This window comes from Psychroserpens luteus (assembly GCF_015319355.1).
Classification (GTDB): domain Bacteria; phylum Bacteroidota; class Bacteroidia; order Flavobacteriales; family Flavobacteriaceae; genus Psychroserpens; species Psychroserpens luteus.
The window spans coordinates 119,947-141,396 of sequence record NZ_JADILU010000006.1 but is presented as its reverse complement, the minus strand read 5'-3'; the positions used below and the strand labels follow the sequence as shown (position 1 = coordinate 141,396).

At 31.3% G+C, this 21,450-nt stretch carries 18 protein-coding genes; 11 read left to right on the top strand and 7 right to left on the bottom strand.

The window, feature by feature from the left end; translation table 11 throughout:
• Window positions 1-239: 239 nt before the first annotated feature.
• The gene (locus IM744_RS14685; protein ID WP_194508913.1) at window positions 240-1,517 is read right to left on the bottom strand and encodes an Omp28-related outer membrane protein; all 1,278 of its coding nucleotides are present in this window, start codon (window positions 1,515-1,517) and stop codon (window positions 240-242) included.
• Window positions 1,518-1,648: 131 nt separating this feature from the next.
• On the opposite strand from IM744_RS14685, the gene IM744_RS14680 reads away from it, so the two are divergent.
• Both IM744_RS14680 and IM744_RS14675 read left to right on the top strand, forming a co-directional pair.
• On the top strand, window positions 1,649-2,128 hold the full coding sequence (locus IM744_RS14680) for a TlpA family protein disulfide reductase (RefSeq protein ID WP_194508912.1): 480 nt from the start codon (window positions 1,649-1,651) through the stop codon (window positions 2,126-2,128).
• A 32-nt stretch (window positions 2,129-2,160) separates the two neighbouring features.
• The gene (locus IM744_RS14675) at window positions 2,161-3,948 is read left to right on the top strand and encodes a DUF6029 family protein (RefSeq protein WP_194508911.1); all 1,788 of its coding nucleotides are present in this window, start codon (window positions 2,161-2,163) and stop codon (window positions 3,946-3,948) included.
• A 47-nt stretch (window positions 3,949-3,995) separates the two neighbouring features.
• On the opposite strand, the gene rsmG is transcribed toward IM744_RS14675, so the two are convergent.
• Complete coding sequence (rsmG, locus tag IM744_RS14670) at window positions 3,996-4,625, bottom strand: 16S rRNA (guanine(527)-N(7))-methyltransferase RsmG (RefSeq protein WP_194508910.1); 630 nt, start codon at window positions 4,623-4,625, stop codon at window positions 3,996-3,998.
• Between the two features lie 140 nt (window positions 4,626-4,765).
• On the opposite strand from rsmG, the gene IM744_RS14665 reads away from it, so the two are divergent.
• The gene (locus tag IM744_RS14665) at window positions 4,766-5,860 is read left to right on the top strand and encodes a fatty acid desaturase family protein (RefSeq protein ID WP_194508909.1); all 1,095 of its coding nucleotides are present in this window, start codon (window positions 4,766-4,768) and stop codon (window positions 5,858-5,860) included.
• 36 nt (window positions 5,861-5,896) lie between these two features.
• Window positions 5,897-7,081, top strand: coding sequence for a pyridoxal phosphate-dependent aminotransferase (locus IM744_RS14660; RefSeq protein WP_194508908.1), 1,185 nt, complete (start codon window positions 5,897-5,899; stop codon window positions 7,079-7,081).
• Between the two features lie 65 nt (window positions 7,082-7,146).
• Here the strand turns inward: IM744_RS14660 and IM744_RS14655 are convergent, their stop codons facing one another.
• The 4 genes from IM744_RS14655 to trkA form a co-directional block, all read right to left on the bottom strand.
• Window positions 7,147-7,419: a hypothetical protein gene (locus tag IM744_RS14655; RefSeq protein WP_194508907.1), complete on the bottom strand. Its 273-nt coding sequence runs from the start codon at window positions 7,417-7,419 to the stop codon at window positions 7,147-7,149.
• Between the two features lie 174 nt (window positions 7,420-7,593).
• Window positions 7,594-7,848 carry a hypothetical protein gene (locus IM744_RS14650; protein WP_194508906.1) on the bottom strand — a complete coding sequence of 85 codons (255 nt, stop codon included), beginning with the start codon at window positions 7,846-7,848 and terminating at the stop codon, window positions 7,594-7,596.
• 161 nt (window positions 7,849-8,009) lie between these two features.
• Window positions 8,010-9,503 carry a TrkH family potassium uptake protein gene (locus IM744_RS14645; protein WP_194508905.1) on the bottom strand — a complete coding sequence of 498 codons (1,494 nt, stop codon included), beginning with the start codon at window positions 9,501-9,503 and terminating at the stop codon, window positions 8,010-8,012.
• A gap of 187 nt (window positions 9,504-9,690) precedes the next feature.
• Window positions 9,691-11,040, bottom strand: a complete 1,350-nt coding sequence (trkA, locus tag IM744_RS14640) for a Trk system potassium transporter TrkA (protein WP_194508904.1) — start codon at window positions 11,038-11,040, stop codon at window positions 9,691-9,693.
• Between the two features lie 120 nt (window positions 11,041-11,160).
• On the opposite strand from trkA, the gene ubiE reads away from it, so the two are divergent.
• Both ubiE and porT read left to right on the top strand, forming a co-directional pair.
• A complete protein-coding gene (ubiE, locus tag IM744_RS14635; protein WP_194508903.1) occupies window positions 11,161-11,892 on the top strand; it encodes a bifunctional demethylmenaquinone methyltransferase/2-methoxy-6-polyprenyl-1,4-benzoquinol methylase UbiE in 732 nt (243 codons plus the stop codon).
• A gap of 24 nt (window positions 11,893-11,916) precedes the next feature.
• The gene (gene porT, locus IM744_RS14630) at window positions 11,917-12,630 is read left to right on the top strand and encodes a type IX secretion/gliding motility protein PorT/SprT (RefSeq protein ID WP_194508902.1); all 714 of its coding nucleotides are present in this window, start codon (window positions 11,917-11,919) and stop codon (window positions 12,628-12,630) included.
• A gap of 33 nt (window positions 12,631-12,663) precedes the next feature.
• Here the strand turns inward: porT and IM744_RS14625 are convergent, their stop codons facing one another.
• Window positions 12,664-13,377, bottom strand: coding sequence for a TrmH family RNA methyltransferase (locus IM744_RS14625; protein WP_194508901.1), 714 nt, complete (start codon window positions 13,375-13,377; stop codon window positions 12,664-12,666).
• Between the two features lie 122 nt (window positions 13,378-13,499).
• Between IM744_RS14625 and tamL the strand changes: the two genes are divergently transcribed.
• The 5 genes from tamL to IM744_RS14600 all read left to right on the top strand — a co-directional run bounded on the left by tamL (window position 13,500) and on the right by IM744_RS14600 (window position 21,437).
• Window positions 13,500-16,061: a translocation and assembly module lipoprotein TamL gene (tamL, locus tag IM744_RS14620; protein ID WP_194508900.1), complete on the top strand. Its 2,562-nt coding sequence runs from the start codon at window positions 13,500-13,502 to the stop codon at window positions 16,059-16,061.
• Window positions 16,062-16,197: 136 nt separating this feature from the next.
• Complete coding sequence (fbaA, locus tag IM744_RS14615; protein ID WP_194508899.1) at window positions 16,198-17,265, top strand: class II fructose-bisphosphate aldolase; 1,068 nt, start codon at window positions 16,198-16,200, stop codon at window positions 17,263-17,265.
• Window positions 17,266-17,517: 252 nt separating this feature from the next.
• Window positions 17,518-18,402 carry an acetyl-CoA carboxylase, carboxyltransferase subunit beta gene (gene accD, locus IM744_RS14610; protein ID WP_194508898.1) on the top strand — a complete coding sequence of 295 codons (885 nt, stop codon included), beginning with the start codon at window positions 17,518-17,520 and terminating at the stop codon, window positions 18,400-18,402.
• A 71-nt stretch (window positions 18,403-18,473) separates the two neighbouring features.
• Entirely contained in the window at window positions 18,474-19,595 is a 1,122-nt protein-coding gene (locus IM744_RS14605; RefSeq protein WP_194508897.1) for a helix-turn-helix domain-containing protein, read from the top strand.
• 78 nt (window positions 19,596-19,673) lie between these two features.
• Window positions 19,674-21,437 carry a hypothetical protein gene (locus IM744_RS14600; RefSeq protein WP_194508896.1) on the top strand — a complete coding sequence of 588 codons (1,764 nt, stop codon included), beginning with the start codon at window positions 19,674-19,676 and terminating at the stop codon, window positions 21,435-21,437.
• Window positions 21,438-21,450 lie beyond the last annotated feature (13 nt).

Here is a 21,450-nt window from a genome sequence, read left to right as displayed (position 1 = left end):
CTCACAAAAAAGAGACTAGAATATTCTAGTCTCTTTTTTATGTTAATATTTTAAACTGAATAGAATGCTTATTTCACTTAATACCAAAATTAATCTTAGTGTGATCTTATAGCTACATTGGGTATTGTAATAAACACTCAATAAGGTAAATAGTTTATAATTTAACGATTACAAAAACTCTTAAAACAAAAAAAGCTAGATACAAAACATCTAGCTTTTCAAAAATATTTTCGTGTTGATTAATCAAAATCAATACTGCTTCCTACTTCTACTTCTTGTACATTATAAATATCATAATGAGGAGAATTAGTGTGTACTTCTCCAAAGTAATCAGTAAATGTCTTAGTATATGTATTTCTAACAAAAGCAATAACTTTTAAATTAGAAGTATCGTCAATATTTGTAGGTAAAGTTAAACTAGTAAAATTCCTAACATAATCTTGACTTAAAGATATACTACCTGCTGGTATAACATCACCCAATTGATTAGTATATACTTCACGTAAAACATCTCTATGCAAATAATTAGCTCCTTGAGATGATCCTGCCTGAGATGAGTTTGTAGTAATATTATCTTCAACCAAATACAACATTAATTGCACAGCTTCATTTGGCACAGTATTAAATGCAACTCTAACCTCTACATTTAATTGACCTCCTGTAATTGAAGCATCTAATGCAAGACCACATGTAGCTAATTCGCTAAGTTCTCCGTTAACTTGAGCCATGTTTGGAAAATTCCAACGCGTATCAGGACCATTCACATAAACAGTTGGAAATCCTGTTACGTTATAATAACCTGACCAAAATGAAGTTTCAGAAATTTCCATTGGATCTGGATAACCATTGACACCATCATGATATGAAACTCCAAAAACATTTTCATTTGCACTTGTTGCAGATGCTATTGCAGCAGCAGCAGGTGGGCAATTAGGACACCATGTTCCTGTAAAATCTTCTAATAATGCTTTTTTTGTAAATGATCTGGTAATCTCTATATTACTTGAAGTAGATAAACCATCATAAGAGGCTATTACTGTATTAGTTCCTATATTAACAAATTGATAAGGACTTGTAATGGAATTCCCATCTAAAGTAAATGTAGACTCTGAAGTCACATCTACTCCAACATTATTTAATACCACAAAAGTCACAATTTGATCTGTAGTAGCTGGATTAAAATTAAAAAGCAACGTTAAATCAGATTGGCTTGTTACTAAAACTGTAGCTATATTAGATGTGAAACTCAAATAACTAGCAACAATGTCATAACTTCCTAATTGATTAAAAGTATAAGGATTTGAAACCGTAGAACCGTTAACTTTATAAGTTGCTTGACTCGTAAGATCGTTACCTAAATCATCAACAACAGAAAACGTTACTTGATTATCCACAAAAACTGTATTAGCACTTGCAGACAAAGTAATTGATGTAGTTTGGTTGCCACCTCCTTCTCCCGAACCATCATCTGACGAGCTACAAGAAACAATTGTCATCACGACTACGAAAAATGACATAAAAAACTTAAATTTACTTAATACTTTCATTTTGGTATATTATTTGGTTTATTTGTCACGAATATAGTGATTTTAACAAAAAATTAGCAAAATCTAATCATTAATTTAACAAAATTCAAAACCATATAATTATGAAAAAACTTATTCCTTTTATTATCCTTTTATTGTCTTTAACAGCATTTTCTCAGAATCAAGTTATGGACACACCTTTAAAAACATTAAATGGAAATAACACCAATCTTAAAGAAATAACAAAAGATAAAGATTTAGTTATTGTTACATTATGGGCAACTTGGTGTGTCCCTTGTAAAAATGAATTAGATGCAATTAGTTACACATATGAAGATTGGAAGGATGAAACGAATGTAGAGCTAATTGCTGTATCTATTGATGACTCTAGGACGGTAAACCGCGTAAAACCTCTAATAAATGGAAAAGATTGGGATTATACCATCCTCTTAGACACCAATAATGATTTAAAAAGGGCATTTAACACTAGTACAGTTCCTTTTACAGTAATAATAAAAAAAGGTGAAATTGTATATCGCCATACAGGATATACACCAGGTTCTGAAGAAATGTTATACGAGGAGCTAAAAAAGCATATATAATACTTTTTCAAAACTAACTAAAAACCTCTCAAATGAAATTTCATTTACCTATAATAATCACTGTATTAGCAAGCAGCTTATGCTATTCTCAAGAATCATCTAATAAAGTTAATGATTCCATTTCAACGATTAACAAAATCAAAAACAACCTATCAGGTAGTTTTGAAAGTAATGCTCAATGGTATTTAAACGATAAAAAAACCGGAGAATTTGAAGAAGATAACCATGTAAGAGCCAATAGCTATTTAAGGCTTAATTATTTTTTCTTAAAAAACTTTACTACTGGAATTCAATTTGAAAGCTATGCACCTCAAGCTTTACTTAATTATGATAGACAATTTAATAAAGAGATTGATTTGGCTCAATATTATGTTAACTATAAAGCAGATAAAATAGATGCAACTGTCGGGTATTTCTACGAACAATATGGTAGTGGTTTAATATTAAGAACTTGGGAGGACACTTTTTTAGGCCTCAACAATTCTATCAGAGGTGGTAACATAGCATATAAACCTCTAGATTATTTAGAAGTAAAAGCTTTCTACGGTAGTCAAAGAGTTGGTCTTGACATTTCTGAATCAGACATATATGGAGTTAACGTAGAACTTGATTTAAAAAATGCATTATCAACAGCATCAATGGACCAATTATCTGTGGGTTTGAGTTATGTAAATAGATCTTCAGATTTCACAAGTACAAGTGAGAATACAGACAAAATCAATATCCCTAAAAACGTTGGCGCTTATTCCGCTCGTGTAAATGTTGGTTTTAAAGATGTTTATGCAAATGTTGAATATGTTTACAAACAAAAAGACATAAGATTAAATAATGTTCAACCTAATATCGTTAGTTTTTCAGAAAATAAACTTTTTGATGGTAGTGCTGTTTTATTCAATTTAGGGTATTCTAGAAAAGGATTTGGAATTAACTACACGTTTAGAAGGCTGGAGAATATGAGTTTCTTTTCACAAAGAGAAGATGCAAATTTAATCAACAATCCTACACAAAGAGGTACTCTCAATTACATTCCTGCTCTAACCAAACAACAAGACTACACATTGGCAAATATTTATTTATACCAAGCTCAACCAGGTCTTTATATAGAAAACTATGAAGCCCCAAGGGTTAAAGCAGGAGAAATAGGTAATCAAGTTGACATATTTTACAACATACCAAAAGGATCTTTATTTGGAGGAAAATATGGAACTAAACTTTCAGCTAATTTATCTTATTGGGCTGCATTAAATATAGATGTTTCTGATCCTGATGGAATTCCTTTTTTTAGCAGTGATAATTTGACATATACTAGTGATTTTCTAAATTTCAAGAATAAACTGTACTCAGATTTTAATTTTGAAGTAAAGAAAAAATGGTCTAAAAAATGGAGTTCCATCTTTACATATATAAATCTTTTTTACAACTCAGATTATTTAGTTGAAGCTAACGGAAGATCTTTAAATGCATGGATTGGAGTTGCTGAAACTACACTTAAAATGGGTAAAGGTAAATCATTAAGACTTGAAGGTCAACATCTATCTACAAATGATGACGCTAGAAATTGGTTGGGTGGAACAGTAGAATATTTCTTTAATTCAAATTTCGGTCTTTATTTAAACGATTCATACAATTATGAAGAAAGCCCTATTGTTGAAAATTCAAAAATACACTTCTTTAATTTAGGAGGTAGCTATTCTAAAGGTGCAACTAGGGTAGCCCTAAACTACGGAAGACAACGTGGAGGCTTAATCTGTGTTGGTGGAGTTTGTAGACCTGTAAGTCCAAATTCCGGAATTACTTTAAATCTCTCAACTTCTTTCTAATCAAAAAAAAATAAAAAAAAGCTTCATGAAATTCATGAAGCTTTTTTTTATCCGCGATATTTTATTGGTAAGTGCACCACTTTTTTGGTCTCAAAGAATTCTTCTTTAAAATAGTCTTCAAGGTTATAAATTGTTGCAGTTTGGTATGGTTCTAATTCTTCGGTGAGATCTCCTCCTTTAAGGTATAGAATTCCGTTTTTAAGTTCGTGATTTGAGGTCTTTGCAATTTTACCTTTTACCCAATGTACAAAAGTCGGCATTGCTGCCACTGCTCTACTGACTATAAAGTCAAACTGCTCATCAATATCTTCTACTCGACTATGAGTTGTCTTTACATTTGTGAGACCTAGGCCTTCAACAACTTCATTGACTACCTTTAATTTTTTAGCAATACTATCTACCAAATGAAATTGACATTCTGGATGTAGAATAGCTAATGGGATTCCTGGAAAACCACCACCTGTACCAACATCTAAAATATTAGAATCAGGTTTAAACCGAATCACTTTTGCAATACCTAAAGAATGTAGCACATGACGCAAATACAATTCGTCAATATCTTTACGAGATACGACATTGATTTTTAAATTCCAGTCTTTATAAAGGTCTTCTAATTTTTTAAACTGAAGGATTTGTTCTTCAGTTAAATCAGGAAAATAATGTTGTATCAGCTTCATTTTTTAAGATTTCGACAAAAGTATGTATTTTTAAGTGGATATTTTTAAGATTTAATTATACTTCGCACAGCTTTTATTATTTATCTTTGTAGGTAATATGAAAATGTGATTTATCGCGTTATATTGAAAAAATTAATAGCATGAGTAAACAAACCTTAACCTTCTCAAGAACAGATTCTGCAAAATTCTTCAGGACACTAAACAAACGTGTTAATGATTATTTTAAAGAAAATAACATAAAAAAAACAGGAAACTGGAAGCTATACATTAAAGCTATAGTAATGTTCACATTATTACTTGGCCCTTTAGTTGTATTATTAACGGTTGACTTACCAATTTGGTTACAAATTATAAGTATGATGGTTATTGGTATTGGTATGGCAGGTGTTGGTATGAATGTCATGCATGATGCTAATCATGGTTCTTTTTCTAGTAAAAAATGGGTAAATAAACTCATGGGAAGCAGCATCCACATATTAGCTGGTAACGATTATAACTGGAAAGTACAACACAATGTGTTACACCACACATATACTAACATTCAAGGACACGATGAAGACATTGATGCTGGTAGAATAATTCGTTTTTCTAAACATTCTAAATGGTCAAAAATACATCAATACCAAAAATATTATGCATTCTTATTATACGGTTTATTAACTGTTAATTGGGCTATCACAACAGATTTTAAACAAACCTACCAATACCTTAAAAGAAAACTCTCTTATGGAGAATTTCCTAATCCTGCAACGCAATGGACAAAGTTAATTATAGGTAAAATTCTATATTATTCTATTTGGGTAGTACTACCTATAGTTTTAGGTTACGCTTGGTGGCAAGTTTTAATAGGATTTCTAATTATGCACTATACTGCTGGAATTATTTTAAGTGTCGTTTTTCAATTAGCACATGTAATGCCAAATACCGAAATGCCTTTACCAGACGAAAATGGTACTATGAAAAACACTTGGGCAATTCACCAATTATTTACCACTTCTAATTTTTCTCCTAAAAGTTGGATAGTAGAATTCTATACTGGAGGCTTAAATAGACAAGTAGAACATCATTTATTCTCAAACATAAGTCATGTTCATTATAAAAACATTGCAAAAATTGTAAGAGAAACTGCTCATGAATTTAGTCTGCCTTATAACGAATACAACTCTATTTGGACAGCCATAGGAGAGCATTACCAACAATTAAAAGAATTAGGTAAAAAGCCAACCTTGGCTTAATACAATTTATAGCTTAAAAACAACTAATCACACACAATGACACAACTTTCAGACAGAGTTCTCAATATGGCAACATCTGCCACATTAGCAATGGCAGCCAAAACAAGAGAGCTAAAAGCAGAAGGAAAAGATATTATTGGTTTAAGTCTAGGTGAACCAGATTTCAACACACCTGATTATATCAAGGATGCAGCTATTCAAGCTATAAATGACAACTATAATTCATACACACCTGTTGATGGTTATGTAGAATTAAAAGATGCCATTATCACCAAATTCAAGAGAGATAACAATCTTAATTACAAACACTCCCAAATTGTAGTGTCTACAGGAGCAAAACAATCATTAGCAAATATTGCTGCGGTTATGCTTAACAAAGGAGATGAAGTTATTTTACCTTGCCCATATTGGGTAAGTTATAGTGATATTGTTAAACTCAACGAAGGCGTTCCTGTTGAAGTAAAGACATCAATAGACAACGATTTTAAACTCACACCTCAACAATTAGAAGCTGCTATTACGCCAAAAACGAAAATGATTTGGTACAGTTCTCCTTGTAACCCAAGCGGATCTGTTTATAGCAAAGATGAATTGAGAGCATTAGCAGATGTACTCCAAAAGTATCCAAACATCATTGTTGTTTCAGATGAAATATATGAGCACATCAATTTTATTGGTGGTCATGCAAGTATGGCTCAGTTTGATGACATGTTTGATAGAACTGTAACGGTTAATGGTGTTTCAAAAGCCTTTGCCATGACAGGTTGGAGAATTGGATATATTGGAGCTCCCGAAGTTATTGCAAGAGCTTGTACTAAAATGCAAGGTCAAATCACAAGTGGAGCAAACTGTATTGCACAACGTGCAGTAATTACTGCTTTAAATGAGTCGCCATCACGTGTTCAATTTATGATTGATGAGTTCAAAGTAAGACGAGAATTAATTCTTGGTTTACTAAACGATATCGAAGGATTTAAAACTAATGTTCCAGAAGGTGCATTTTATGTATTTCCTGATGTTTCTTTTTTCTTCGGAAAAACGCTAAAAGGACAAAAAATTGAAAACGCAACAGATTTTTCGCTATACTTATTAGAACACGCAAATGTCGCTACTGTAACAGGTGTTGCTTTTGGAAGTCCAGATTGTATTAGAATTTCTTATGCTGCATCGCAAGAGCAAATCATTGAAGCGATTAAGCGAATTAAGGAAGCAGTAAGCTAGACTTAAAATCTAAAAATAATATTAGGACCTTTCAGAAATTAAAAAACCTGAAAGGTCTTTTCTTTTCATCCATATTGGATTCTATAAAACCAATACAAAACAATTGATCCTACAATAGTGCCAATAATGATTTTCTTAATAAGCAAACGCCTATTTTCTCTTTTAGTCTTAATCCTAACGCGTCTTAAAATATGAGGCGAAACTTTAGGCAAAACATATTGCTTGTATCCTAATTTTCTACTAGAACCTCCATTCATTTTTGTAAATGGAACACGTTTTCCGTTTTTTAATAATTTTCTATTATTATTTATTGTGCTATTCATTGATGAAATTCCCATGATATCTTTTTTTTATTCTGAAACAAATTCAGAAGTCCAACCGTTAAAAATTGAAGTATATCAAACCTTTCAGAATACATATAAGTATGCCAAAAACGTATTGAATAAAAGTGTAAAAGATAGTTTTGAGTGAGAACTCAATCATACCAGTTAAAAAGGTCTTTTATAGTCTAACTATAATATAAAGCCAAGAACTATGGCAAAAACAGACAATTTTAAAAGTGTTTCGATACTTGAAGTAAATTGATATTGTCTGCCTTTTATGCGTTGCTTAATACCAAAGATTGATGATGAATTTGTATGATGTAAATTACACTTTACAATAGACTTGTAATTTGAATTTAATAAACCTTCTGGTCTAACAAATTCGATTTCTATTCTAGGTTTGGGTGAAGGCTCTAATTTTTGTGATGTAAGTACTAATTCCATGATTGATTGATTTAATTGATTATACAAATAAGACGTACATAAAGATAAAATGTTACAACCTATTTCATTTCTAAACCATTAAAAACCAATGTTAAATTCCCGAAATACCTATAGATATTAATATTTCCGAAGAAAAAATATTTTTAAAAATAATTGAAATATTATCTATTTCGCCAAAAGAAAGGTGTCAATAAAATCAAAACTGTGAAGAGTTCTAATCTACCAATAAGCATCAAAAATGAAGCCCACCATTTACCCAAAGCTGGTAGCTCTGCATAATTATTTACAGGTCCAAAATTACCCAATGCAGGACCAACATTACCCAAACTTGAAGCAGATAAACCAATGGCAGATTCAAAATCTATATTAAACATTGAGAACACCAAAGCACCAACAATAAAGGATAACATGTATAAAATGAAGAATCCCAGAATATTAAATACAATATTTCCTGCAACTGCTTTTTTGTTATAACGAACGGGTAAAATAGCATTTGGATGCAAAGCACGCTTAAATTCTAAGAACCCATTTTTTATCATAATCATATGTCTCACGACTTTTACACCACCAGATGTACTACCTGCAGAACCTCCTAAAAACATGAGCCCGAAAAAGAACACAACCAAAAATGGTGTCCATAGTGTGTAATCTGCGGTAATAAAACCTGTGGTCGTTATCACAGAAATCACTTGAAATAGTGCGTGTCTAAAAGAAGCTTCGGCTTTTCCGTAAACCATAGGATGATCTATTGATGAGATAGAAAAATCTGCTCTAAAATAGATAATCAATGCAGCAATAATTGTAAATAAGGCTATAAATTTAAAATACAATTTAAACTCTTCATCAAATATGGCCTTTTGTATTTTACCTTTAAAAGCGAAGTAACTTAATACAAAATTTGTACCTGCTAAAAACATAAATACAATGATAATATATTGGATTACGGGTTGTCCATTCCAGTAGGCAACACTTGCGTTTTTAGTAGAAAATCCTCCTGTAGACAAGGTACAAAGTGAATGATTAATAGCATCAAAAAATGACATACCTGCCACTTGAAGTAAAATAGTTTCGGCAGCTGTATAACCAAAATAAATAAGCCAAAGACGTTTTGCTGTATCTGTTATTCTAGGATGTAATTTATCTGCATTAGGACCAGGAGCTTCTGCTGCGAAGAGCTGCATACCTCCAATACCTAATAATGGTAATATGGCAATGGCGAGAACGATAATTCCCATTCCACCAATCCAATGTGTCATACTACGCCAAAACAAAATACCTTTTGGGATAGCTTCAATATCATTTAAAATAGTAGAGCCTGTTGTCGTATAACCAGACATGGTTTCAAAAAACGCATTTGTAAAACCAGGAATAGATCCAGAAATTAAATAGGGCAGTGTACCTGTCAATGTCATGACAATCCAACCAAAAGAAACTACAATATAACCATCTCTTTTATTAAGTTCTTTTTTATGCTTTTTAGTTGATACCATTAAAGCAACACCCATCAAAACAACGATAAGTCCAGAAGACATGAGCTCCATTGTTACGCCATCTTCATAAATAAGACTTATGATAGTAGACAATAACATGAATCCTCCATTGAAAAGGCATAACAACCCGAAAAAATGAAAAATGATTTTGTAGTTAAGTTTCATGTGTTCGTTTATAATTTTTATTAAAGGTCACATGGTTCATTCAAAGAAAATTTATCTTTATCCTTAAAAATATAGAATGAATGGTTCATGTGGACGTTTATGATTTTTTTTGATGGTCACATGGAACATTAAAAGAACAAGCAAATAAGTGTTTTAAAATATAGACTAAATGTTTCATGTGTTGAAATTAGAAAAAGAAACGTTCTACTTGAGTTATTGATCTTGGTAAAGAACATACGACAACCTTATCTCCCATTTGGATTTGAAAATCTCCTAACGGAATAAGTCCAACATCATCACGAATCACACCTCCAATAATTGCAGATCGTGGAAAATCTAAATCTTTAATTTTCTTTTTGGTTATTTTAGATTGAGAATTAACATCAAACTCCAACAACTCTGCATTCATATTAGTTAATTTGGTCATTGCAACAACCTCACCACGTCTTATGTATCTAAATATATTATTTGCTGCAAGAAGTTTTTTGTTGATTAGCGTATCAATACCTATAGATTGAGATAATTGATAATAATCCATATTCTCTACCAGAGCGATGGTTTTTTTAACACCTTTAGATTTTGCTACAAGACAAGACATGATATTGGTTTCAGAGTTTCCTGTTACAGAAATAAAAGCATCCATATCACTAATATTTTCTTCATCTAGCAACTCTACATTTCGCCCATCGCCATTAATCACTAAGGCGTTTGGTAAATCATCTGCACATTCAAAAGCAATTTCACTATCTTTTTCTATAAGTTTGACTCTAAATTTACTTTCACAAAGATCTTTGGCTGTTTTATATCCTATCTTACTTCCGCCTAAAATCATAATATTTTTAAGCTCAGCTTTTACTTTTCCAGACAATTCAAACAATTCTTCATCTCCACCTTTAGAGGTCATGAAGACTACTTTATCACCTTCTTTAAACTCTGTATCTCCTCTAGGGATAATCGTATATTGAGTCCCAAAACGTTGTATCGCAATTGGCACAAAGTGTAACTCAGGAAAAACCTCTGCAGCTTCTCTAACCGTTTTACCAACAAAACTTGCAGTCCTTGATAATCGCAAACTAAGCATTGTTAATTTACCTTCTTCAAACTCATAAGTATCATTGAAACCGTATTGGTTTAGAAGTAATTCAATTTCAGAAGCTGCTAAAATTTCTGGTGAAATTAATTCATCGATACCAAATTTTGTAAAACCTAAATCTTCATCTTGATCTAAAAATTCTTCGTTTGCAATTCTAGCAATAGTTTGTTTAGCTCCTAATTGTTTGGCGAGTACACAAGCTGTAATATTAGTAGTTTCTGAAGAAGTTACAGCAATAAATAGTCCTGAGGTATTAATTCTAGCTTCCTTCAAAATAGCAATTGAAGTCACATCTCCTTTAATCACTCTAATATCTAAATGATCACTTGCATACGCTAAACTATTTTTGTCGGTATCGATTAAAGTAATCTCTTGCGACTCGTATGATAAAAGCTTAGCTAAATGAAATCCTACTTCACCTGCTCCTGCTATAATTATTTTCATAGAAATTTTTATTCAAAAAAGCATACAAATATACTATAATATTATGTGATAAGCTTACTTACAAATAAGACATACTATTATTTAAAGCTATTAGTTTTCAGTATATTTGCAAAAAAAGAAATGTCCTCAAAAGTAACTCCATATAAGGATAGTGATTTAAACAAAAAGCAACAAGTCGCTCAAATGTTTGATAATATCTCAAAAGAATACGATGGTTTAAATCGTGTGATTTCTTTTGGTATTGATATCAAATGGCGAAATAAAGTGGTTGATATTGTATCTAAGACAAACCCAGAACGTATCTTGGATATCGCAACAGGAACAGGTGATTTAGCCATTAGCCTTGCTAAAACTAATGCCAAAGAAATTATTGGTTTAGACATTAGCGATGGAATGCTGGAAGTGGGTCGAAAAAAAATACAGCATAAAAAATTAGACAACCTTATCTCTATGGTTGTTGGAGATTCTGAAGATTTACCATTTGAAGATAATAGCTTTGATGCGATTACTGTAGCTTTTGGTGTTAGAAATTTTGAAACCTTAGAAAAAGGTCTGGCAGAAATTCTTAGAGTTCTAAAACCAAACGGAACATTCGTCATTCTAGAAACCTCTGTACCTACAAAAACTCCTTTTAAACAAGGCTATAAATTCTATACCAAATACGTAATGTCTACCATTGGAAAACTCTTTTCTAAAGACCAATCTGCTTATACTTATTTACAAGAATCTGCATCTGTTTTTCCTTATGGTGAGGTTTTAAACAATATTTTACGTAAAATTGGGTTTATTAACGTGCAAGACAAACCTCAAACTTTAGGTGTCGCTACAATTTACACAGCATCTAAAGCGTAACGTTTTTAAGTCATTTAGTAATTTATGAAGAGAATACTTATAATTTTAACTTTATTAATAGCTTCGCAAACAGCGTCTGCTCAACTTTTTAGTAAGGAAAAAATAAAAAATATAGAAAATTTTGATAAACAAAGAGTGTCTTGGGGATTCTACCTAGGACTTAACACTTATGATTATCAATTTGTTTACGAAGAAGACAAACCAGATATTCTAGTAGAAACGTCTATGGGTTTTAGTGTTGGTTTAGTTTCTAACCTAAGGCTTAACGACTATTTCGATTTACGTTTTGAGCCAGGTTTATTCATTACAACCAGAAATGTAATGTATGACCCTTCATATTTTGCTGGTTTAGATCCTACAAGTTCTGATTTATTGCGTGAGGTTAAATCAACTTATGTGCATTTTCCGTTGCTACTAAAAGTATCAACCAAACGATTTAATAATATTAAACCTTTTATTATTGGCGGATTTTCTACTGCATTAAACTTATCCAGTAACGAAGAAAATCCAGATGACAATGCAGCAGGACAATTTAGAACAAAGAAAAATGTGGTATTTTATGAGTTGGGTTTTGGAATAGATTTTTATAACCAATGGTTTAAATTCACGCCTTCTATTCGTGGTGTTTTTGCTCTTAATGATGAATTAGTTAGAGATGAAGATCCAAATAGTCCTTGGACAGGAAATGTAACTACCATGAAAACCAGAGGTGTTTTCATAAATTTCACATTTCAGTAGGGTTTAGTTTCAGTATTAGAACTATAAGATATACTAGTTTCTTTTAAACTCGCTCAACACAATAGCTGTTGCAGTTGCCACATTTAAACTTTCAGTTGCTTTTAGGTCTCCAAATCTAGGAATGCTTAGTTTATTAGTAACTCGTTTTTCAATTGCTTCAGAAATTCCATTCGCTTCGTTACCCATGACGATAATTCCGTTTTCTGGTAATGTTTCAGAATATATATTTTTTCCGTCCATAAATGTTCCGAAGATATCATTCTCATAAACATCTAAATACGCTTGCAAATCAACATATTGAATATCAATTCTTGCTAACGATCCCATGGTTGCTTGTACTACTTTAGAATTATAGCAATCTACTGTTGCATTACTACACACTAAGTTTTTTATACCAAACCAGTCACAAAGTCTTATAATGGTCCCTAGGTTTCCAGGATCACGCACATCGTCAAGCGCTATAATTAATCCGTTGGACTCTATATTTTTTTTCTTCGGAATATTAAAAACCGCAACTGCTCTATTTGGTGATTTTAGGCTACTAATCTTTAGTAGTTCCTTATCTGAAATCAATATCGTTTCAGCATCAAAAATAGATTCCGTAGAAAATAACATATGGAGCTTAAAACTTGAGTTTAAAAACTCTTTAATCCCTTTGATGCCCTCAACCACAAACAATTGCTCTTGCTGTCTAAACTTTTTTTGACTTAGACTCTTAATAAGTTTTATGTGGCTTTTACTTAACATTAAATGGGTTATATTTTTGTATTATTATATTAAATCTACAAAGTAATACTTTTTTGGTGTATTATTTGTTATCCTTAGACGTTTAGAAGATAATAAAATCAGTAAATTTGAATAGATTTTAAATGCAAACATTCTCTCTTTTGAAATATACCGTTTTAAGACTATTAATCTTTAGTTTAATATGCTCTACATTTTCATGTGATGTTATGAAGCGTGTTAAAAAAGATGAGCATTTATTGGTCAATAATACGGTTGTAGTAAATGAAAAAACGACATCTACAGAGACCATAGAAAATCTTCAATATCAAAAACCTAATGGTACTCTTTTAGGAATCCCATTACGTATTCACATCTTTAATCTAGCACGACCAAATATAGATTCTATTTTAAAAGCTAAAGTTTTAGACAATCCTAGAAAAGTAGCTTGGAAAACGAAATTGCTTTCAGAAAAACAATTTTATGGGGAACTTCAATCTAGAAAAAACTTTAATAATTGGCTCAAAAAAACTGGAGAAGCGCCTACAATTTACAATGAGAAAAAAGCCGAAAGAACTGCTTTAGCACTTAAGAAATATTATTTCAGTAAAGGATGGTTTAATGTAGAAACTTCTTTTGAGACCGAAAAGGATAGCTCTCAAAAAGCTAGAGTCACCTATAAAGTAACTACTGGAGAACCTTATATTTTAGATTCTATTAAACCAAGTATTAAAACACCTATAATAGATTCTTTATATGCTTCTCGATTAAAAAAAGGTTCTCTAATTAAAAAAGGACAGCAGTATGATGAAGTTAATTATGCTAACGAAAGAGAAAGACTCACAACACAACTAAGAAATTCTGGTTTTTATTACTTTGGACAGGATTATATTACTTTTGATATTGACACTGTTCGAACCAATAAAAAAATTAATACCAATTTAATTATTGCTAATAGAGCAATAAGAAATGAAGACTCTGTAGCTATAGTTCCTTTCAAAAGATACAAAATAAAAGATGTCAATATTTATACAGATTATAAAAACGAATATCGAGATTCTACAATTACCGACTCTGTAAACTTTAAAAACTACAATTTATATAGCTACAAGAAACTAAAGTACAGACCAAAAGCTATTACAGATGCCATATTTATAACAAAAGACGATGTATTTAAAGACATTGATAGAACGAGAACCTATCGTTATCTAAGCGAGTTACAGGCTTTTAGATATCCACGAATTGACTATATTCCAAACGAACAGGACTCAACGTTGATAGCTAACGTGTATCTTGTTCCGAAGAAAAAATTTGAGTTAACTACTAGTTTTGAGGTTTCTCAAAGTAATATTCAAACCGTTGGTTTTGCATTTAATGCTGGTTTATTAATTAGAAACATTTTTAGAGGAGCAGAAACTCTAGAAATCTCAGGAATTGGTGCTATTGGCGCATCTAAAGAAGCGTCTAATAGTAGAGATCAATTTTTTGACATTAATGAAATTGGCGGTAATATACGATTAAACATTCCTAGATTTTTTCTTCCATTTAAAACAGAAAAAATCGTACCTAAATACATGTCGCCGAGTACCAAAATAAACTTAAGCGCTACCAGTCAACGTAATATTGGATTAGACAAACAAGCCTTTACTGGAAGTATCAATTATAATTGGTTACCTTCAAAAAAAGTAACTAATAATTTTGATCTCTTTAATGTACAGTATGTAAAAAATCTAAACATTGGTAATTATTTTGGTGTCTATACAAATTCATTTGAAAGTTTAAATGTCATCGCCCGAGATATTGGGTATATTGGTGAAAATGAGATTTTAAGAGACCCTATAGCTGCAGGCGCATCATTTGCACCTGCAGACGAATTTATAAACGAGGTTATTAATGGCACACTCACAACAACAGACGATGATTACACAACGGTAAGCTACATCAAACAACGTAAAGACAGACTTACAGAAGACAACCTTATTTTTTCATCAAGCTTTAATTATGTAAAAAATAGACGTGAGAATTTATTAGACAATAATTTCTCTATCCTAAGGTTACGTTTAAAACTCGCAGGAAACTTACTTTCTAACTTATCAAATGTTTTAAGCCTTGACAAAAATCAAGATGGTAAATATGAAGTTTTTGGAGTTCCATTTTCACAATTTATAAAAGCTGAGATTGATTATGCCAAACACTGGGATCTAGGCAGTAAAAGTGAGTTTGCAATACGTAGTTACTTTGGGATAGCTATACCTTACGGGAATTCAGATAACATTCCATTTGCAGAAAGTTTCTTTGCAGGTGGACCAAACGATATAAGAGCCTGGAGTGCTTATAATTTAGGACCAGGAAGCTCATTATCTGCCAATGAATTTAATGAAGCCAATTTAAAAATCACATTAAGTGCAGAGCAACGCTTCAATCTACTAGGTCGTTTTAATGGAGCTGTATTTGTAGACGCAGGAAACATCTGGAATGTATTTGACGATGTAGAAGATGATGCAGCAACTTTTGATGGATTTAGTTCATTACAAGACATTGCAGTAGGCTCTGGTTTTGGTATTCGATATGATTTTAGCTTCTTCGTACTCAGAGGTGATATTGGCTTTAAAACCTACGATCCTTCTAGAGAACTTGGCAATCGCTGGTTTAAAGATTATAACTTTGGCAATGCAGTTTATAATATTGGTGTCAACTATCCTTTTTAACACAAATTGTCTTCTTTTATTTTTTCCCTAACTACAACGTTTTAGCTACAATAACAGCTAGTAAAGTCCTAAAAACACACATATATATTCAAAATTTACGTACTTTTGAAACTTAACATTCAAAGAAAAAACAATCATGGGTCATAACATAAAACCAGGAGTTGCTACAGGAAAAGAAGTTCAAGCAATTTTCAAATTAGCAAAAGAAAAAGGATTTGCTTTACCAGCAGTTAACGTCATTGGTTCTAATACCATTAATGGTGTTTTAGAAACTGCAAAAGCTTTAAATGCACCAGTAATCATCCAATTTTCAAATGGTGGTGCTGTTTTTAACGCAGGAAAAGGATTAAGCAATGACGATCAAAAAGCTGCAATTGCAGGTTCTATTGCAGGTGCAAAACACGTTCACTTAATGGCAGAAGCTTATGGAGTTCCTGTAATTTTACATACAGACCATTGTGCTAAAAAATTATTACCTTGGATTGACGGTTTATTAGACGCAAGTGAGCAACATTTCAAAGAAACTGGTAAATCACTTTACAGTTCACATATGATTGATCTTTCCGAAGAACCAATTGAAGAAAACATCGCCATTTGCAAAACATACCTTGAGCGTATGAGCAAAATAGGGATGACCTTAGAAATAGAATTAGGTATCACAGGAGGAGAAGAAGATGGTGTAGATAACAGTGATGTTGATGAGTCTAAATTATACACACAACCAGAAGAAGTAGCTTATGCATACGAAGAACTAAGCAAAGTTAGTGACCAATTTACTATTGCTGCAGCTTTTGGAAACGTTCATGGCGTTTACAAACCAGGAAACGTAAAATTAACACCAAAAATTCTTAAAAATTCTCAAGAGTTTTTATCTAAAAAACACAACTTACCACACAACCATATTGATTTTGTGTTCCATGGTGGATCAGGTTCTACATTAGAAGAAATTAGAGAAGCTATTGGTTACGGAGTAATAAAAATGAATATCGATACAGATATGCAATATGCATTTATGAGTGGTGTTCGTGATTATATGGGAGAAAATGCTGAATATTTAAAATCTCAAATCGGTTCTCCAGATGGTCCAGAATCTCCAAACAAGAAATATTACGATCCTCGTGTTTGGTTACGTAAAGGAGAAATTACATTTGTAGAACGTCTTAAAAAAGCGTTTGAAGATCTTAACAATGTAAATACCTTATAGTAAACTCATTTAGACTTTTTTAATTTTCGCTAAAAGTCAAAAAGTCTAAATGAATTGAATATTTTTTTGGGCGTTACCACAAAATTAAACTTTTTGTGTTTAATTTTGTCGTCAGGCTTTACGCTATATCTTTTTTAAAAGTTGGTTTTAAAACAAAACCAACTTTTAAAAAAGGATGTCGCTACAATCCTTAACGCATTTCCGATTTAGAACACTTCTAATTTCGTATATTTAATATCGAAAATTAAAAATATGTCTTGGTTTAAAAGAAAAGAAAAAGGAATCACAACCTCTACCGAAGAGAAAAAAGATACACCCAAAGGGCTGTGGTACAAATCTCCAACAGGTAAAATAATAGATACAGAAGAACTTGAAAAAAACTTTTACGTAAGTCCAGAGGATGGATATCACGTAAGAATTGGAAGCAAAGAATACTTTGAAATCCTATTTGATGATAATAAATTCAAAGAATTAGATGCTAATCTTACTTCTAAAGACCCATTAAAATTTGAGGATACAAAAAAATATCCAGACCGTTTAAAAGCTGCTCAAGAAAAAACGAAACTTAAAGATGCAGTTCGATGTGCTGTAGGAAAATCTAAAGGTAAAGACTTAGTCATTGCTTGTATGGATTTTGCTTTTATTGGTGGATCAATGGGAAGTGTTGTAGGTGAGAAAATTGCAAGAGCTGCAGAATATTCTTTAAAAAACAATATACCTTTTATGATTATCTCCAAATCTGGAGGTGCTCGTATGATGGAAGCTGCGTTATCCTTAATGCAATTAGCAAAAACTTCAGTACGACTTGCTCAACTTGCAGATGCTGGAATTCCTTATATTTCTTTATGTACAGATCCAACAACAGGTGGTACAACAGCATCGTTTGCTATGTTAGGAGATATTAATATTGCAGAACCTGGAGCATTAATTGGTTTTGCAGGTCCAAGAATTGTAAGAGATACTACCGGTCAAGAATTACCAGAAGGATTTCAAACGTCTGAGTTTTTATTAGAGCATGGATTCCTAGATTTCATCACACATCGTAATAAATTAAAAGATAAAATCAATTTGTATATTGATTTGATTACAAATCAACCTTTACGTGGAAAGCCAGTTATTGAAGTGGCTACCAAATAAATATAAACCTCATACTTTTTTAGTTTGAGGTTTTTTCAATACTACAGACCAAATAATCTATTTTTTGATAAATGAATTTTGAAAACTTAAATTTCAATATTTTCAACATTATTATATTTACTGGAATTATACATGGTTTTATCTTTAGTTCTGTAGTACTAATAAACAAGAAGTTAAATTCAAAACCAAACTTTTATTTATCTTTCACAGTATTAGCATTAGCTTTCAGTAATCTTCAATATTGGTTCTTAGATACAGGTATAACTCAAAGATATCAATACGATAACAATTCAATCATTTTCATCCCTTTTGAGTTTTTAATTTTACCTTTTTTTTACCTCTTTGTTAAAAGCTACATTAATAAAAAACTTAATAAAACAGAACTCTTTGCTCTTTTTTCACCATTCGTCTTATGTGTCATATATCTCATAATTAGAAACACTTTAAATGATAACCTTAAAGTCATAAAAATTTTCAACTTAATTGTTGAATATTTATCAATTTGTCTATCATTGACTATTATAATTTTAGTATTTAGAATGTTATATAGACATGAAAAATCTAACAAAAAACAAGTTAATAATACGGTTTTAATTAAAACGAAATGGCTTAAAAGAATTTTAATTATTGGAATAATTCTTTGTGTGGTATGGTTTATTTCTTTAAATATCTTCATCGACATTATCAGTTCAGGTTTTTATAGATTTTATCCTCTTTGGATTGGTATGTCAATTTTAATTTATTGGGTAGGCTACACAGCGATATTACAAAAACAGTTATATAATCAAAGAACAGAAATAAGAAATAAATTAAAATCAAATAAGATATCAAAACCTGAAACTAATAATGGTATAACAACATTCACTAAACTAGAATCTGTCATTCTTACTAATAAAATATTTTTAGAACCATCAGTTTCTTTAACGACATTATCAAAAGAGTTTAATTTGAGTGAAGGCTATATTTCAACATTAATTAATACAAATTCTGATTTAAATTTTAATGATTTTATAAATTCATTAAGAATAAATGAAGCCAAAGAAATGCTTTCTAACATAGAGTATGATAATTATACGATAATAGCTATTGGTTTAGAGGCAGGATTTAATTCTAAATCCAGTTTTTATTCAGCATTCAAAAAATTCACAAATAAAACACCAAATGAATATAAAAAATATGTCCGAAATCTTTAACTATCTATAAATACTGTACTTTCAAATTATTTTTTTCATATATCATTGCTTTTATAACTAATTTAAAATCAATAAAAAATGAAGTACCTTATTAGAACATTATCATGCTTACTCATAGTGTTTTCTGTCTTTAGTTGTCAAAAAGATGACACACCAATTCTACAAGAAGAAACTCAGATTGAAAGTCTAAATGCTTTTAATTTAAACTCTAGAGAAATACCATCTCACATTTTAGACTTTGTGAAAACAAAAACTAATAACAATTTTGGAGTGAGTATTGTTAAAAATAAAGTTAAGCTATCTTCTTCTGGGGTTAATGAATTAAGTAGAGAAACACCTTTAGGAATTGTCCAAACTAACAAAGTAGTACAAGTCTATAATGAGCGTAACACAAAATACACCTTTAAAGTTAGTAATCCCGCCAATTCAAATAGCGTCATAAATTTAGTTGTTGTAGATATGGATGGTGATATTATTGAATATTTTATTCAATATATTTTTGATTCAACAATTTCTATACCTCGTACTCCATCTGGAGCGATAGATATGACAAGATTTACTGGAGGAATGACTTTTTATGATATGGATGGTTTAATTATAGGGAATTTTATTCTGGATGATGGTAGTTTAATAGAAAATAATGGAGACATTGATCCATGTCCAGAAGATATTGTTGAGGATGATACTGATGATAACAATAACAACAATTCTAATACTAGTGGTGGTGGAAACAATAACACAAATACTGGAAACGACAATGATGACCCAGACTCCAATGGAGATACTACAAGCAGTGGTCATGGTGAGTTTGTAGATCCAGATCAAGATGAACCATGTGGTATGGATTTTTATTATGGTAATTGCGGTTGTGCAGATGAAGATTTGCCAACTATGACTGGCCATGAACCATCTGGCAGACCATGCTGTGGTGGGACTCCTCTCGTAGCAATAGACACATGTACTGGTGATACTTGGAGCTCAGCTGGTAGAGGATTGTCAAGCACATCGTCTCCTTGCGATGGTGATGTTGGCGTAATTATTGAATTAGAAAATTTAGTTGTTAAAAAACAAGATTTAGCAGATTGTCTTCAAGAAAGCTATAATCAAGAATGGTTCAACGAAAACTTTGATTATAATGACATCAACTTAATTCATGAATTTTTGATAGACTCAAATAATTGTGATTCATCTTCGATAAGCGCAATCAATACGATTATTGATCTAATGACTGCTAATCCTACTTCACAATTTGAAGATTTCATTTTAGAAATAAACGCAGATCCTGAAAAAAAGATTGATAATATAATTGAAGAACTAGAATGTTTTGATAAAACTTTACCTGCTAAACTAACAATTTATGCAGAACAATGCATTGAAAATTCAAGAGAAGTAACATCTAGATTGGGCCATACATTTATCGGTATTGAACAAGATGGAGTTGTAAGAAATATTGGTTTTTATCCAGATAATTCAGGTGCAGCAAATCTATTAGGACCTCAAGGTAGTGAACTTCATAATAATTCTTCCTCTCCATACCACATCAGTATTTCAGCAGATATAGATTCAAATCAATTAACAAATATCATTAATTATATAGAAAATTATTCTAGTTTATATGATTTAAATAATTATAATTGTACAGATTTTGGAATTGTAACTGCTTCTTTAGGGGGAATAAATTTACCAAGGACAATTGGAACTAAATCTCAATGGGGAGTTACTGTTTTTGAAGGAGCAAACCCTTCAGATTTAGGAGAAGACATGAGAGAATTCACATTACCTCTCGGAGCTACAAGAGATGATGAAGGAGGAAATGCTCCAGAAAGATCGGATGATTGTTAATATTAAATAAATT

Excerpts from the sequence above, each read along its gene's own strand:
- IM744_RS14655 (WP_194508907.1), bottom strand. The coding sequence starts at position 7,419 with ATGGGAATTTCATCAATGAATAGCACAATAAATAATAATAGAAAATTA.
- IM744_RS14605 (WP_194508897.1), top strand. The coding sequence starts at position 18,474 with ATGAATTTTGAAAACTTAAATTTCAATATTTTCAACATTATTATATTT.
- IM744_RS14600 (WP_194508896.1), top strand. The coding sequence starts at position 19,674 with ATGAAGTACCTTATTAGAACATTATCATGCTTACTCATAGTGTTTTCT.
- IM744_RS14625 (WP_194508901.1), bottom strand. The coding sequence starts at position 13,377 with ATGTTAAGTAAAAGCCACATAAAACTTATTAAGAGTCTAAGTCAAAAA.
- fbaA (WP_194508899.1), top strand. The coding sequence starts at position 16,198 with ATGGGTCATAACATAAAACCAGGAGTTGCTACAGGAAAAGAAGTTCAA.
- porT (WP_194508902.1), top strand. The coding sequence starts at position 11,917 with ATGAAGAGAATACTTATAATTTTAACTTTATTAATAGCTTCGCAAACA.
- IM744_RS14685 (WP_194508913.1), bottom strand. The coding sequence starts at position 1,517 with ATGTCATTTTTCGTAGTCGTGATGACAATTGTTTCTTGTAGCTCGTCA.
- IM744_RS14665 (WP_194508909.1), top strand. The coding sequence starts at position 4,766 with ATGAGTAAACAAACCTTAACCTTCTCAAGAACAGATTCTGCAAAATTC.
- rsmG (WP_194508910.1), bottom strand. The coding sequence starts at position 4,625 with ATGAAGCTGATACAACATTATTTTCCTGATTTAACTGAAGAACAAATC.
- IM744_RS14650 (WP_194508906.1), bottom strand. The coding sequence starts at position 7,848 with ATGGAATTAGTACTTACATCACAAAAATTAGAGCCTTCACCCAAACCT.
- IM744_RS14645 (WP_194508905.1), bottom strand. The coding sequence starts at position 9,503 with ATGAAACTTAACTACAAAATCATTTTTCATTTTTTCGGGTTGTTATGC.
- ubiE (WP_194508903.1), top strand. The coding sequence starts at position 11,161 with ATGTCCTCAAAAGTAACTCCATATAAGGATAGTGATTTAAACAAAAAG.
- accD (WP_194508898.1), top strand. The coding sequence starts at position 17,518 with ATGTCTTGGTTTAAAAGAAAAGAAAAAGGAATCACAACCTCTACCGAA.
- IM744_RS14680 (WP_194508912.1), top strand. The coding sequence starts at position 1,649 with ATGAAAAAACTTATTCCTTTTATTATCCTTTTATTGTCTTTAACAGCA.
- IM744_RS14660 (WP_194508908.1), top strand. The coding sequence starts at position 5,897 with ATGACACAACTTTCAGACAGAGTTCTCAATATGGCAACATCTGCCACA.
- tamL (WP_194508900.1), top strand. The coding sequence starts at position 13,500 with ATGCAAACATTCTCTCTTTTGAAATATACCGTTTTAAGACTATTAATC.
- IM744_RS14675 (WP_194508911.1), top strand. The coding sequence starts at position 2,161 with ATGAAATTTCATTTACCTATAATAATCACTGTATTAGCAAGCAGCTTA.
- trkA (WP_194508904.1), bottom strand. The coding sequence starts at position 11,040 with ATGAAAATAATTATAGCAGGAGCAGGTGAAGTAGGATTTCATTTAGCT.